We start from the raw sequence: 13,187 nt of genomic DNA on the forward strand, positions 1-13,187 counted from the left end.
AAAAGCTTTTTCAAACCTTAGTTTGAGTATATTTTTTTTTGTTAACCCCGCAACAAGTGCGGGGTGACAATTAAAAAAATAAGATAATTTCTAATAAATCTAAAATTTATTAATATCTTATATGGCATTATAACCTTGCAATTTTAATAAAAATTAATAGAATGTTAACTATTAAGGACTTTGAAATTTATGAGCTTTTTATCAAAAAATAAAACGGTTAGACAAATAAAAAACTGGTATCAGGATAGATACGAAACCGTTCTAATTCAAAGGAATGTTCTGTTCACCCTGCTTGTAATAATGATTTTTATTTTTGGGCTTACTATAATTAATGTTATAAAATTAAACTCTGAAAAAGTTTATGAGCCGTTTATTGTTCAAATTGAGGAAAACACTGGGATAATTACTAAGGTTGACAATAACCAAGTTCGCCAATTACCTGCTGAAAAAGCGGTTAGAAATTCATCTTTGGTTAGATATGTTTTAGCTCGAGAGGGCTATAATATCGCTGAGTATAACTTCAATTATTATCAAGTGGTTAGGTTGATGTCTAGTGAAGATGTATACTTACAATTCAAACAATACATTGATCCAAATCGTAAGGGAAGCCCTATTTCGTTAGGTTTTCAGCATAAAATTGAAGCTAAAGTTAAATCACTTATTGAATTAGATGAAAAAACAAATCTTATTCAAATTCGCTTAAGCAAAACTAAAATGCCAACGGTTGGAATCTTAAATGAAAAAGATGTTAAAGAAGAAAATTTTATAGTTACACTTGAATATCAATATAGAAACTTAGACTTATCAGAAACCGAAAGGTTTATTAACCCTCTTGGTGTTCAAATTACTAAATATAATATTTCAGAGGAACAAAGTGCTAGGAAAATATAGCATATTTATTTTAATTTTTTTGATTTTTGGAAGTTTCAGCTCTGAGGCTAATAAAGGCATTGGAACTGACTCCAGAATTAGAACTTTTGTTTATGGCCCAAACGATGTTTTTAGGGTTACCACAACTTATGGATATCAAACCACTATTGAGTTTGAAGATGATGAAAAAATCCGCACTATATCGCTCGGAAATTCAGGATATTTTAGAGTTACCCCGCTTAGAAACAAAATTATTTTAAGAGCGTTACAATCAAATTTACTAACAAATGTAACGGTTATAACTGATAAAAGAACCTATCAATTTGAATTTTCTTCAATCACCAATTCTATTAACGATATAATGTATGTTGTGCGATTTTATTACCCAGAAAATGGCGGTGATGCTCCACCACCAATGTTAAACACTCCGACAATGCCAGCACAAAATATGATGCAATTGCCAACCCCAAATATGCCTTTGAATAATGTTTCAGTGCCAGAAGTTAAGCTTGGTGCTTCACCTGTAGCCACCCAGCCTATGATGATGAATATCCCACCTGCAACGCAACCAATGCAACAAGGAAATCTTGGCTTAAACTATAATTATACTCTCACTGGCCCTGAATCCCTCTCACCCTCAGAGGTTTTTGATGATGGCTCTAAGACATATATAAAGTTTAATAATCAAAGCACACCTTTATTCAAATTTGCACCTCAAAAGAACCAAGAAATTCCTGCTAATTATCAGCTAAGTAATGGCTATTATGTAGTTGAAGGGGTTGCGCCACAGATAAATATATATTTTGGTTCTGAGAAAATTTCTCTTTATAATGAGGCCTATGGTAGATAAGGAAAATAAAAATTTTGATGATGGTTTAGATGACGATTTAGACGAAGATCTGCTTGATGATCTCGGCGACCCATTAGTTGCGAGCAATAAACCTACAAAATCCAAAAAATCTGATTCTGACCCTTTAGATGATGAAAAAAAAGGTAATCTTTTAGGCAAAATTTTTGGCAAGAAAAATAAAATTGAACAAGCAAAAAAAATCGAAGATACTCTTGATCCAACTAGCAATAATAATGATGAACTGCTAGATGAAACCCCAAAAGTTTCAATGGCAGCAAAAAAAAATATTATAGTTATTGTAGCCGCATCTTTGATATTAGTTTATTTTGTTCACGCTATCACTAAAGATAAAAAAAATAAAAAGGTGAACCCAAAAACTCTTACTGAAATTGAAGAAATGAAGCAAGAATTTAGGGAAGAAGCTAAAATCCCGACATCTGGTAAAGATAAAGCTAATGAAACTGAGGCAGATAAACAAAAAATAGCTGAAATTCAAAGTAAAGTTAATGACCCACTTGCTGCAATTGATGTTGTTTCAGCACCGCCCCCGCCTCCACCTACAACCTATGATCCGGGTGAAATTTTTACTAAAGAAAATGAACCAACAACAAATCAAAATTCTGATATCAACTTTGATGATCCAGTATCTGGACTAGATGATGAGTTTGATGATGAATTCGCAGAATTAGATGATTTAGAATTTGAAGAAGAAGAAGAAAACCCAAAAAAATCAAAATCTGCGGCAGTAAATTTTTTAGTTGGTCAACCGCAAAAAAATAATAACAATAATGGTGGTAATCAATCTTCTGCATCAAACCTTCCAACTCTAAACTCTGGTGCTGGCGTTGCTGGAACTAATAACAATGGAAACAATCCTGTAGCACAAGATATCCAACAACAACTTTCAGCTAATATGTTTACGGTTTCTGCAGCTGAAGAATTACCTCAAGAATTTAGGGAAGATCCAAATAATAATCTTGATGGTGGCTTAGGTGGCGGTGAGCCATTTAACATCAACCAAGGTATAGCAGTTGTAGGTGATAGGCAACAACCTTATCAATTAAGAGACTCTACCAATAATCGCAGAGATGTTCAAATTGTTAGAGATATGAATAATATTATTCTGCAAGGAAAGGTGCTTGACGCAATCATTGAAACCGCAATTAATACTGACTTACCCGGTAAATTAAGAGGGGTTGTTGCGAGAGATGTTTACGCAGAAAATGGCAAGAAAATACTTATTCCAAAAGGCTCAAGACTTATTGGAACTTACGATACGCAAATTAGATTTGGCCAAGCAAGGGTTTATATTATATGGACTCGCGTTATAAGACCAGATGGCATTGATGTTGTGCTTGATAGCCGTGAAGATATGATTGCGGTTGATTTACTTGGAAGAACTGGTGTTACAGGCAACCTTGATAACAGATTTACTGAAATTTTCGGTAGCTCAATTTTACTAAGCACTTTAACCGTTGCTTTTGCTTATCTAGCAGATTCCGCAACAGAAGGTGCAAGGGATATCACAACCACCGTTACTGAAAACGGCAATGTGGTTGAATCAGGGCCAAATCTTTCAATTGCAGCACGTCAAGGCGTTACTGATTTAGCAAATAATTTACAAAGGCTTGCTAGGGATTCGGTTGATACACGCCCTAGAATAACTATTGATCAAGGCACAAGAATTAAAGTTTTTGTAAATAAAGATCTTCGCTTCCCACCAAATTTCGCAACTAACTTCAAAGATGAAGAAGTTAATGAAGTGATGATTTTAAGGTAGTCTTTGGTTGATGGTTGATAGTTTATGGTTGATGGAAATAAACCATCAACTATTAACCATAAACAAATCTTAATGAGTGTAGCAGCATTAAATACTTATCTTGAACCCATTTATGAAATCCTTAAAGAGGAAGACATAAACGAGGTTTCAATCAACGAACCACTTTATTGCTGGGTAGAAAAGCGTGGCGAGCATTTTCACAAGGAACTCCCAAATTTTAATATTAATCACTTGCTTTCAATGGGCAGGTTAATTGCACAATCTACTAACCAGAGCATCAGTTTTGAAACGCCAATTCTTTCTGCAACTTTACCAAATGGTTATCGTGTTCAGGTGGTGTTTCCGCCAGCTGTGGAACAAGGCACAGCAGCGTTTTCAATTCGTAAGCCAAGCGTTCTAAATTTAAGCGTTGATGATTATGAGAAAATGGGCGCTTTTCAGGAAGCATCTTCGGAAAAAGTAATCAGCCCAATAGATATTCAGCTTAATGAATATTATCAAAAAAAAGATATAAAAAACTTTCTAACAACAGCCGTTAAAGCTCGCAAAAACCTTATTATAAGCGGTGGAACATCAACTGGTAAAACCACTTTTGCGAATGCTTTATATAAGCATATCCCGCACGAAGAAAGGCTTATCACCATTGAAGATGCTCGGGAAATCAAACTAGAGCAGCCAAACCGCCTGCATTTAGTTGCATCAAAAGGTGGACAGGGTTTAGCCAAAGTTACTACGCAAGATTTAATTGAGGCCTGCCTTCGTTTAGCACCCAGCCGTTTAATCGTGGGTGAGCTTAGGGGTGCAGAGGCCTTCAGCTATTTGCGTGCGGTGAATACTGGCCACCCTGGTTCAATTGCGACGCTTCACGCAGATACACCCCGTTTAGCCATTGAACAGCTCTGCTTAATGGTTTTACAATCTGGCGTTTCAATGAGTAAATCAGAGATTAAAAGCTATGTAAAACAAGTGGTTGAAGTTGTCGTGCAACTAAAACGCGGCCCCGGCGGAAGAAGATATGTCTCCGAACTAATGTATGAGCCGAACGCTGAGGGGTAGTTAAAAAAAACATTCGCAAAAAATTATTTTTTTATTAATTTACTTTTTACTTGCCAGCTTAATAAATTTCTATACTGTATCTTTTTTACATCAAAAACAGGAGTTTATTATGCGTAAATTATCACAAAAATTCGAAAAAACTGATGAAAAGATAACAATTTTAGTCGCTGATGATTTGGGAACATACAAAAACGATAAAAACCAAGAAACTAGCCTATTAAATGCCCTTAAAGAAAAATATGGCAACAATATAGAAGTTATTTACCCTGAAGAAATAATAAAGGAAACAAAAGGAAACAAGCCAGAAAGAACAAAGAAAATTGCAGAATTAATTAAAGAGCATAAACCAAAAATCGTTCTAATCCGCTCGGATACTAGAATTGAAGACACCCCAATGAATGAAGCCCTAACTGAACTAGATAGGCAGATGATTGATACAGTATTTGCTAGAGTTGGCGTAGATACTGATAATGCTTTACTTGCAAAAGAAAGGGGCTTTAAGGTTGCTAACTCACCTGAATCAAACTCAGATGCAGTTTTAGAATTACAGCTAAATATAATGATAAGAACTAACCCAGAATTAGTTCATAAACTTAATAATTTAAATAGTTTGGGGCTAAGCGATAATGAAAGAAAAGGTTATGAATTATTAAGAGATGTATTAAATAATAAAAGATTTCAGACAAATTTTTCTGGAAATTCCGTTGAGTCTTTCAGTGCAAGCAACCCTGAACATATGCAAATTTTAAGAGATGCTAATATATCTGAATTTGCTGGAAAAGAATTTCTTCTAATTGGCTTAGGCGGAATTGGCAAAAGGGCTCACGAATTAAGTAAAGCACTTAATATGGTTCCGGCTGTGGTTAATAACAGGCTAAGCGTTGAAAAATTTTGTTCAGAAAATTCTTATGTAAAATCTTACTCTACACTTGAAGATGCTCTTAATGGTGCTGATTATGTTGGAATTGCAATTCCACTAAAAAGTAATGGTAAGCCGGAAGAAATCACTGAAGGCTTCTTTACACAAAAGCATTTTGATATTTTAGCAAAAAGAAATAAACCAGTTGTAGTGCTTGGAACTGCAAGAGGAAAGCATTTTGAGGCAGGTGCTACCGTTCCTAGAAATGTAACCCTAGCAGTTGATGATCAAATCGAGACTATAAACTCCCTAGATCTTAAGTCTGCATTGCCCGAAGAAAACCCAAGTAATTTAATATACTTTGATAAAGTAGGTGCAAAAACTGAACAAGCCTCTGCAAATGCAGCAAAGATGATTTTAGAGCTTGTTGATGAAGTTGTTAATAAAAAGAAAATAAAAAACCTAGTAAACCCTGAAACTGCTACAAGAACTGACGCACAAATTATTGAAAGAATGCTTGTGGGTGCAGCACCTAAAAAACCTATAAGAGCAAGTGTTTCTTCTGGCCCTACGCCACCACCAAAGGATCTTGATTGGGATAAACTTCAGGAAGATCAAGCAAACCATAAGGGCATGTCTCATAGAGGGGGCAAAGGAGAGGAAAATATTAAACTTCTAGGAGAAGAAGCAAAAACTTTATTTGAATTTCCTAAAACTTGGGGGGCTGGGGTTATTGTTGGCGGTGGAACAGCTGGAATAGAAACAAATATGAGGAATTTTTTTGGTAAGAATACCGAAGTTGTTAGTATGGGGGCTTTCAGCGGTGATTGGGAAAAAGGAATGAATGATTTAACCAATAATGCAAACACTCAAATACAAGCCTATAAAAATTCAAAAGCACTTTATGAATTAGCTACAGGAAATGAAGCTATAAAAACATCTTTAGCTAATTATGGAATAAGTTTTCAAGATTTAGATAAATATATTAGCGAAAATGCTCATCTTGATAGAGAACCTATAAAACTTAATGTTAGAAAAGCAGAGAAAGGAAGTATTCCTGATCTTACAAATATCCCCGCAGATTCAAATATAGTTTTAGCGTGGCAAGAAACCACAGCTGGAACAATGATAGATTTGAATGAACTAGTTGCTGGTTTACCAGAAAATTACTCAGGAACTATTATAATAGATGCAACATCAGCATTAGGTTGCGTAAAAGCAGACTGGGCAAAATTTGAAGAAATGGGGCTAAAAATAGCAATTTCATCACCGGGTCAAAAAGCCCTTGGCGTTGAAGGTGGTGCCTGTTTGAATTTTATGTCGCCTGCTGCAATGGAAGAACTTAAAAAAAATAAACAACAATTTTTCCCTTTAAGGAAAGATGAGAAATTTGCAGGTGATAAAGGAACTATTGAGGCTGTAATGTTCAAAGGACAACCCATCAATACACCATCAGTTGATACTATTCTAAACTTGAGGCATGCAATAAGCTATTTTCAAAAAAATGGTGGCCTTAATAATATGGTGGACTCTGTTAGTAGAGCAAATGAAATTATAGAAACCTTCCTAATAGAAGCTGCTAATGGCTTTGAGCATATTGCAACTAACCCTAAAGGTATAAATGCATCAGCTGTTACGCTAAATTATAAAACTCCTGAAGGTGCAGCCCCTAATTTTGGAACCAGGGTAATGCAGATGGCGGTTGAAAGAGGTTATATTAAGTTTGGCGCAGGCTATAAAGATCCAGAAAGTGTAAGAATTTGGGCTGGACCATCAATGGATACCTCACCAGATGGAGACCTTGAAAGAATATGTAAAGGTTTAGAATTTTGTAGGCAGTCTGTTCTTGAAATGGATAAAGCAAAAAGCGCTGTTGCAACTCAATTAGTAGCTGATTCCACAAAAGTAGGAAATACCATTACTATTGAAGCTGCAAATCAGCAAATTGAAGATATGCTTGGAAAAACAGATGGCTCTGGCGCAAAAAAATTTAAAAAACTATATGAAAAATCTCAGCAAACTGCCCTAGGACAAGTTAATAAAAGAAATATTGGTAGCGTGGGAGGAATAGCATAAAACCTAAACTATTCACCTATTGAATGGCCGGTGCGAAGGTTTTGAAGAGTGGAGTTATGTAAAATCTTCTGCTCCACATTTTTTTGAGATTGCGATTTTAGCTTTTCTTGAGCTTCTTTCAGAAGTTTATTATTATAATTCTGAAGACTATCTCGCTTAACATTCTGCTTAATATTTTGATTATTAAGATTTTGCGGTTGTTGAATTGAAGGGGCTTGGATATTTGAGCTTGCTTGGCGTTCAAATATTTTAGCTTCAATATTACCAATAACTTCCCAGCCAGAATCAGTGATATCACCATTATAAATTAGATAATCCGCAGAGATTGCAACCAACAAATTCATTACGCATAAAAACTTTGCGAAATCTCTTTTTACATTAGTTCTAAAAAGAAATGATATTGCTGATAAAATTAAAGTTCGCCAAACTATAAAAAATCCAAAAATTGTAAGCAACCCTTCATTTTCAAGCTCTAAATGCCATAGCAATCCAAAAATCAAGCCGGCATTTATAACAGAAATTAAAGTAACAATATTAATTTTTCTGTTAGGACCAGAAAACATTTCCTCAACTAATCTTTCAAATAGACTTTTATAGTAGGCCATAAAGTTTTTTTAAGAAGCCTTAGACCAAAGCCAAGGGGTTTGAGGAGTCATTTTTGCTTCATAATCAGAGATAAAATTGCCTTTTTCAAGCGTTAAACCAATATCATCAAGGCCGTTTATAAGGCAATGTTTTCTAAAGGAATCTATCTCAAAATTATAAACTTTTCCGCTAGTTTTGATGGATTGAGAAGGTAAATCAATTTCAATTTCATTATTTTCATCTTCTGCAAATTTAGCAATTTCATCTACTTGTGTTTGTGATAAAACCACCGGTAAAATGCCATTCTTAAAGCAATTATTATAAAAAATATCCGCAAAACTTGGGGCTATGATGCAACGAATTCCAAAATCAAGAATTGCCCAAGGTGCGTGTTCACGGGAAGATCCGCAACCAAAATTCTGCCCTGCCACTAAAACTTTTGCATTTCTATAGGCTGGCTTGTTAAGAACAAAAGAAGGGATTTCCTGCCCATTTTGCGTGAATCTCATCTCATCAAATAGATTTTTACCAAGCCCAGTTCTTTTAATTGTTTTTAGAAATTGCTTCGGGATAATCATATCCGTATCAATGTTAATTATCGGAAGTGGAGCAATTCTGCCTTTGATATTTGTAAATGATTGCATATATAATTTTATTTTGAAGCGTTGACCCTGTCTTTTAAGCCTTTACCAGCGCGGAAATAAACAACATTCCTCTCGCCAATTTGCACTTTATCGCCAGTTCTTGGGTTTCTTGCAAGCCTTGCGGAACGCTTTCTTAGAGAGAATGTTCCAAACCCCCTAAGCTCAATTCTGCCGTTAGATTTTAGAGTATTTGTAAGCATATTAAAAAACAAATCTACTAGCTCAGAAGCCTCTCTTAACTGAAGTTGCGGATGCTTTTCTGATAGTATTTTTACTAATTCTGATTTAGTCATTTTGCATTTTTTTGAAATTTAATGTATTGAAATTATATAATTTTTCAATCAAATCAAGTAATTAAAGAAAAGTGTTTATTAACAAGTAGATTTTATACACTTAATCACAATTTGTCACCCCGCATTTATTGCAGGGTTAATGGTCAAAAGTGTTTTCAAGCCTAAGCTAAGAGCACTTTTTGCAATTAACCCCGCAATAAATGCGGGGTGACAATTCGGGAAGAAAAAAGCCAAATTTCACAATATCTATGGATAGTAATCAATGCCATCAAAGAAAAAGGCTAAATTTTTTACCAAAGGAATTCAAAAAACCATCAATAGATAAAAAACTTTTTGCACCTTCTAAAAACTCTTCAAATTTATCTTCTGGGCGATAAAGTTTTACATCCTCAACCTCAATTTTGCTTGAGATTTTCTTGTTTTTTACAAGCCACTCAATAGCTTCATCTTCACCACCAATTTCATCAACCAAGCCTTTTTGCTTTGCTGAAAAACCAGAGAAAATCCTGCCATCTGCGAGTTTTTCAACTTCTGAAGCTGGTAGTTTTCTTTCTTCAACAATAACATTTTTGAAATAAACAAAAAAATCTTGCATCATATCTTTGTAAACTTTTAATGCTTCTGGATTAACCTCTTCAAACAAGCTTGGAGAAGCCTTTAGAGGCGATGTTCTGATATAATTAAACTTCACGCCCAGTTTATCTGATGCCTCTTTCACATTAGGGATTTCCATAATCACACCAATAGAACCAGTTATAGTGCCTTGATGGGCAAAAATTCGCTCACTACCAAGCGTAACAAGGTATCCAGCCGAAGCCGCAACTGAATTCATAATTGTAACAACTGGCTTTTTATCATTGAGTTTTTTGATTGATTTATAAAGGGTTTCACCGCCTACCGCCGTTCCACCTGGGCTATTTACGCTCAAAATAACCGCTTTTACATTTTTATCCTCTGCAATTTCATTAAGAATTTCATCACGAGATGAATTTTCAAAAATTACACCATCAATTTTAACTCTCGCGATGTAAGCCCCTGCCCTACTCACTTGTGAGATGTTTTTAGAATCTCCAAAAACCAAAAATATTGCTATTAATAGGGTTACAAAAGCAAGTATCCTCCAAGTCGAAATTTGCTTTTTAAGTTTATTTCTTTCAATTATTTGATCAGAATTCATAATTTGGTTAATGGTTATTAGTTAATTGTTGATAGTTGATAGGTTTTATTATTAATCCCCGCCCTCAGCGATAGTAACTTCAAGCCCTTCAAGCTCTTTAGTTAATAGTATTTGACACGAAAGACGAGAATTTTCTTTCACAAAAAATGCATCATCTAACGCCCTAATTTCTTCATCACTTGCAGGAATTAATTTTTTAACCCAGCTTTCCGCAACATAAATATGGCAAGTTGCACAGGCACAGCACCCACCACATTCGGCTTTGATTGGAAGCTCCGCATCACGAATAACTTCCATCACTCGCCAACCCTCTAACCCTTCCAAATCATAGGTTTTACCATCAAGTGAGGTAACTTTAATTTTTACTAATTCCATAAAATATTTTCTTTAAGAACCTTATAAATTTAATTTTTTTTATAAAAAGTGAATTTTTTTTATTTTTTCTATTTACAAGTGAAAAGAAATTGTTTATATCGCACTTCCCAAATAAACGCAGAGATAATTTTGTTGTTACAAAAAACTCTGAAGTTGGCTTTTTAACAAAGTATATATTATGCTTGGACAAAAAATAAGAATTAAACTCAAAGCTTTTGATCATAGACTTATTGATCAATCCGCTAGAAGTATTGTTGACACGGTTAGAAGAACTGGCTCAGTTTCTAGAGGCCCTATTCCACTTCCTAGAAAAAGGGAAACATTTACTATTACTAGAAGCCCACACATTGATAAAACTTCTCGCGACCAATTAGAAGTTAGAACTCATACTCGTCTAATAGACATAATAGATACAAACCCTCAAACACTTGATGCTTTAGGCAAACTTGATTTACCTGCTGGCGTTGAAGTGTTTGTAGAAGTGATGCAGGAGGCTGCTTAATATATGGCAAGTAATCTCAAAAATAATCTTCGCACTGGCGTTCTAGCAGAAAAGCTTGGTATGACTAGAATCTTTGCGGAAGACGGAAAAAATGTTCCAGTAACTTTATTCAAAGTTGAAGGAAATATAGTTACTAGCGTTAAAACCACCGAAAAAAATGGCTACACAGCTGTTCAGCTTGGTTTTGGTGAGAAAAAAGTTAAAAATATTGCAAAACCTCAAAGGGAAGAATTTGCAAAGAATAAAGTTCCTGCAAAAGCTCACTTGAGAGAATTTAGAGTTCCTGCAGAAAAATTACTAAATATTGGTGATGAAATATCTGCAAGTCATTTTGTAGTTGGTCAAAAAGTTGATGTAGCTGGTATTACTATCGGTAGAGGTTTTCAGGGTGTTATGAAGCGTCACAACTTCGCAGGTTTAGAAGCTTCTCATGGTGTGTCAATCTCTCACCGCTCGCATGGTTCAACTGGTCAAAGGCAAGATCCAGGTAGAGTGTTTAAGAATAAGAAAATGGCTGGTCATATGGGTGCTGTTAGAGCAACTCAACAAGGCTTAAAAGTTATTTTGGTTGATGCTGAAAAGGGCTTAATTGCAATAAAAGGTTCAACGCCGGGTTTTGAAGGCTCTATTGTTGAAATTAGAGATGCAATTAAAGTTAAAAACCATAAAGATTTACCAGTTCCTGCTGGTTTGAAAGCTAAGGCATAATATTAGGTATTTATGAAACTAGATGTTATAAATTTTGAAAACAAAAAAACTGGTGAAGTTGAGCTTAACCAAGATATTTTCGCTCAACCAATCAGAAAAGATATTTTACATCAGATTGTTAATTGGCAGTTGGCTAAAAGAAGGTCTGGAACTCAAAGCACGCTTACTCGCTCTGAGGTTCACGGCACAACTAAGAAGCCATTTAAGCAAAAAGGAACAGGTCATGCTCGTCAGGGCTCATTAAAAGGCCCTCACCAAAGACATGGTGGCGTTTCTCATGCTCCAAAGCCAAGAAGCTATGAGTTCAAATTAAATAAAAAATTCGTTGCTAAAGGCTTGAAAGTTGCTCTTTCACTCAAAGCATCAGAAGGTAGCTTGAAGATTTTAGAGTCAGCAGTTATTGAAAATTGTAAAACTAAAGATGCAATTGCAAAAATAAAGAATATCAACGCAAAAAATGCTTTATTTGTTAGAGGCTCCGCTGATAAAGATAATTTCTACAAATCAGTTCAAGCTATAAACAATGTTGATGTTATCCCTCAAACTGGCTTGAATGTTTATGATATTCTAAATCACAAAAATTTAGTTATCACCAAGCACGCCCTTGAGGATTTACAAAAAAGATTAGGTGGTGAAAATGGTAAATAATATTAAAAATTTAGATATCATTAAACGCCCTCTTGTTACTGAGAAAATTACTACATTATCTCAGTTTAACAAAGTTGGGTTTGTAGTTGCTAAAGATGCAACTAAGCCTGAAGTTAAGCAAGCTATTGAAGATATTTACGGCGTTAAGGTTAAAGCGGTAAATATTATAAATGTTGCTGGTAAGCAGAGAGTTTTTAGGGGTCGTGCTGGTAAAAAGCAAGATTTCAAAAAGGCTATAATTACTCTTGAAGCTGGTAACCAAATTGATATCACAGCGGGGGTGAAATAGTTTTATGGCATTAAAATTTTTTACAGCATCTACACCATCAAGAAGAAGCACTATCTTAGTTAATAAATCTGAGCTTCATAAAGGTAAGCCAGTTAAAACTTTAACAAGAGGTAAAAAGGCTTCTACTGGTAGAGATGCATTTGGTCATATCACTTCAAGATTTAGAGGCGGTGGGCATAAAAGAACTTACAGATTTATTGATTTTAAGCGTAATAAATTTAATGTTGAAGCGGTTGTTGAAAGATTAGAGTATGATCCTAACAGAACTTGTCATATTGCATTAATTAAATATAAAGATGGTGAGCTTTCTTACATTATAGCACCTCAAAGGTTACAAGCTGGTGATGTTGTGATTTCTGGTGAAGCTACAGATATTAAGCCAGGTAATTGCTTAAAGCTTAAAAATATTCCAGTTGGAACTATTTTACATAATGTTGAGCTTAAAGCTGGCAAAGGTGGTCAGATTGCAAGATCA

The 13,187-nt window shown here is 34.9% G+C and carries 15 protein-coding genes; 10 read left to right on the forward strand and 5 right to left on the reverse strand.

The genetic code is table 11. From position 1 onward, the window contains the following. The first annotated feature begins 189 nt into the window (after positions 1-189). The 5 genes from SFT90_02220 (at position 190) to SFT90_02240 (ending at position 7,491) form a co-directional block, all read left to right on the forward strand. The gene (locus SFT90_02220; GenBank protein MDX1949300.1) at positions 190-891 is read left to right on the forward strand and encodes a type IV secretion system protein; all 702 of its coding nucleotides are present in this window, start codon (positions 190-192) and stop codon (positions 889-891) included. A 19-nt stretch (positions 892-910) separates the two neighbouring features. Then, entirely contained in the window at positions 911-1,720 is an 810-nt protein-coding gene (locus SFT90_02225; protein ID MDX1949301.1) for a TrbG/VirB9 family P-type conjugative transfer protein, read from the forward strand. Next, positions 1,710-3,500, forward strand: coding sequence for a TrbI/VirB10 family protein (locus tag SFT90_02230; protein ID MDX1949302.1), 1,791 nt, complete (start codon positions 1,710-1,712; stop codon positions 3,498-3,500). The genes SFT90_02225 and SFT90_02230 overlap by 11 nt, the downstream gene beginning before the upstream one ends. A 72-nt stretch (positions 3,501-3,572) precedes the next feature. After that, positions 3,573-4,556 (forward strand): P-type DNA transfer ATPase VirB11, encoded by a 984-nt coding sequence (gene virB11, locus SFT90_02235; protein MDX1949303.1) that lies wholly within the window; start codon positions 3,573-3,575, stop codon positions 4,554-4,556. Between the two features lie 109 nt (positions 4,557-4,665). Then, positions 4,666-7,491 carry an NAD(P)-dependent oxidoreductase gene (locus tag SFT90_02240; GenBank protein MDX1949304.1) on the forward strand — a complete coding sequence of 942 codons (2,826 nt, stop codon included), beginning with the start codon at positions 4,666-4,668 and terminating at the stop codon, positions 7,489-7,491. An 8-nt stretch (positions 7,492-7,499) separates the two neighbouring features. On the opposite strand, the gene SFT90_02245 is transcribed toward SFT90_02240, so the two are convergent. The 5 genes from SFT90_02245 to SFT90_02265 form a co-directional block, all read right to left on the reverse strand. Continuing rightward, the gene (locus tag SFT90_02245; GenBank protein MDX1949305.1) at positions 7,500-8,096 is read right to left on the reverse strand and encodes a hypothetical protein; all 597 of its coding nucleotides are present in this window, start codon (positions 8,094-8,096) and stop codon (positions 7,500-7,502) included. A 9-nt stretch (positions 8,097-8,105) separates the two neighbouring features. After that, the gene (gene leuD, locus SFT90_02250; GenBank protein MDX1949306.1) at positions 8,106-8,720 is read right to left on the reverse strand and encodes a 3-isopropylmalate dehydratase small subunit; all 615 of its coding nucleotides are present in this window, start codon (positions 8,718-8,720) and stop codon (positions 8,106-8,108) included. A gap of 8 nt (positions 8,721-8,728) precedes the next feature. Further along, positions 8,729-9,013 carry an HU family DNA-binding protein gene (locus tag SFT90_02255; GenBank protein MDX1949307.1) on the reverse strand — a complete coding sequence of 95 codons (285 nt, stop codon included), beginning with the start codon at positions 9,011-9,013 and terminating at the stop codon, positions 8,729-8,731. Positions 9,014-9,281: 268 nt separating this feature from the next. Then, a complete protein-coding gene (sppA, locus tag SFT90_02260) occupies positions 9,282-10,190 on the reverse strand; it encodes a signal peptide peptidase SppA (GenBank protein MDX1949308.1) in 909 nt (302 codons plus the stop codon). A gap of 51 nt (positions 10,191-10,241) precedes the next feature. Beyond that, positions 10,242-10,565, reverse strand: coding sequence for a 2Fe-2S iron-sulfur cluster-binding protein (locus tag SFT90_02265; GenBank protein ID MDX1949309.1), 324 nt, complete (start codon positions 10,563-10,565; stop codon positions 10,242-10,244). Positions 10,566-10,743: 178 nt separating this feature from the next. Here SFT90_02265 and rpsJ point away from each other — a divergent pair, with 178 nt between their 5' ends. The 5 genes from rpsJ to rplB all read left to right on the forward strand — a co-directional run. Continuing rightward, positions 10,744-11,067: a 30S ribosomal protein S10 gene (gene rpsJ, locus SFT90_02270; GenBank protein MDX1949310.1), complete on the forward strand. Its 324-nt coding sequence runs from the start codon at positions 10,744-10,746 to the stop codon at positions 11,065-11,067. A 3-nt stretch (positions 11,068-11,070) separates the two neighbouring features. Then, positions 11,071-11,775, forward strand: coding sequence for a 50S ribosomal protein L3 (rplC, locus tag SFT90_02275; protein MDX1949311.1), 705 nt, complete (start codon positions 11,071-11,073; stop codon positions 11,773-11,775). A 12-nt stretch (positions 11,776-11,787) separates the two neighbouring features. Then, on the forward strand, positions 11,788-12,423 hold the full coding sequence (gene rplD / locus SFT90_02280; GenBank protein MDX1949312.1) for a 50S ribosomal protein L4: 636 nt from the start codon (positions 11,788-11,790) through the stop codon (positions 12,421-12,423). Next, on the forward strand, positions 12,413-12,712 hold the full coding sequence (locus tag SFT90_02285; protein MDX1949313.1) for a 50S ribosomal protein L23: 300 nt from the start codon (positions 12,413-12,415) through the stop codon (positions 12,710-12,712). Before rplD ends, SFT90_02285 begins: the two co-directional genes overlap by 11 nt. 4 nt (positions 12,713-12,716) lie before the next feature. Next, positions 12,717-13,187: 50S ribosomal protein L2 (gene rplB, locus SFT90_02290; GenBank protein ID MDX1949314.1), on the forward strand; the 471-nt coding region annotated here is incomplete at its 3' end.

It is taken from the genome of Rickettsiales bacterium (assembly GCA_033762595.1).
In the GTDB taxonomy this organism is placed as follows: domain Bacteria; phylum Pseudomonadota; class Alphaproteobacteria; order Rickettsiales; family UBA8987; genus JANPLD01.

Bases quoted from the DNA above. Each gene is read 5' to 3' on its own strand.
- SFT90_02285 (MDX1949313.1), top strand. From the start codon at position 12,413: ATGGTAAATAATATTAAAAATTTAGATATCATTAAACGCCCTCTTGTT.
- SFT90_02245 (MDX1949305.1), bottom strand. From the start codon at position 8,096: ATGGCCTACTATAAAAGTCTATTTGAAAGATTAGTTGAGGAAATGTTT.
- rplC (MDX1949311.1), top strand. From the start codon at position 11,071: ATGGCAAGTAATCTCAAAAATAATCTTCGCACTGGCGTTCTAGCAGAA.
- SFT90_02240 (MDX1949304.1), top strand. From the start codon at position 4,666: ATGCGTAAATTATCACAAAAATTCGAAAAAACTGATGAAAAGATAACA.
- rpsJ (MDX1949310.1), top strand. From the start codon at position 10,744: ATGCTTGGACAAAAAATAAGAATTAAACTCAAAGCTTTTGATCATAGA.
- rplD (MDX1949312.1), top strand. From the start codon at position 11,788: ATGAAACTAGATGTTATAAATTTTGAAAACAAAAAAACTGGTGAAGTT.
- SFT90_02220 (MDX1949300.1), top strand. From the start codon at position 190: ATGAGCTTTTTATCAAAAAATAAAACGGTTAGACAAATAAAAAACTGG.
- SFT90_02230 (MDX1949302.1), top strand. From the start codon at position 1,710: ATGGTAGATAAGGAAAATAAAAATTTTGATGATGGTTTAGATGACGAT.
- SFT90_02255 (MDX1949307.1), bottom strand. From the start codon at position 9,013: ATGACTAAATCAGAATTAGTAAAAATACTATCAGAAAAGCATCCGCAA.
- leuD (MDX1949306.1), bottom strand. From the start codon at position 8,720: ATGCAATCATTTACAAATATCAAAGGCAGAATTGCTCCACTTCCGATA.
- virB11 (MDX1949303.1), top strand. From the start codon at position 3,573: ATGAGTGTAGCAGCATTAAATACTTATCTTGAACCCATTTATGAAATC.
- sppA (MDX1949308.1), bottom strand. From the start codon at position 10,190: ATGAATTCTGATCAAATAATTGAAAGAAATAAACTTAAAAAGCAAATT.
- SFT90_02265 (MDX1949309.1), bottom strand. From the start codon at position 10,565: ATGGAATTAGTAAAAATTAAAGTTACCTCACTTGATGGTAAAACCTAT.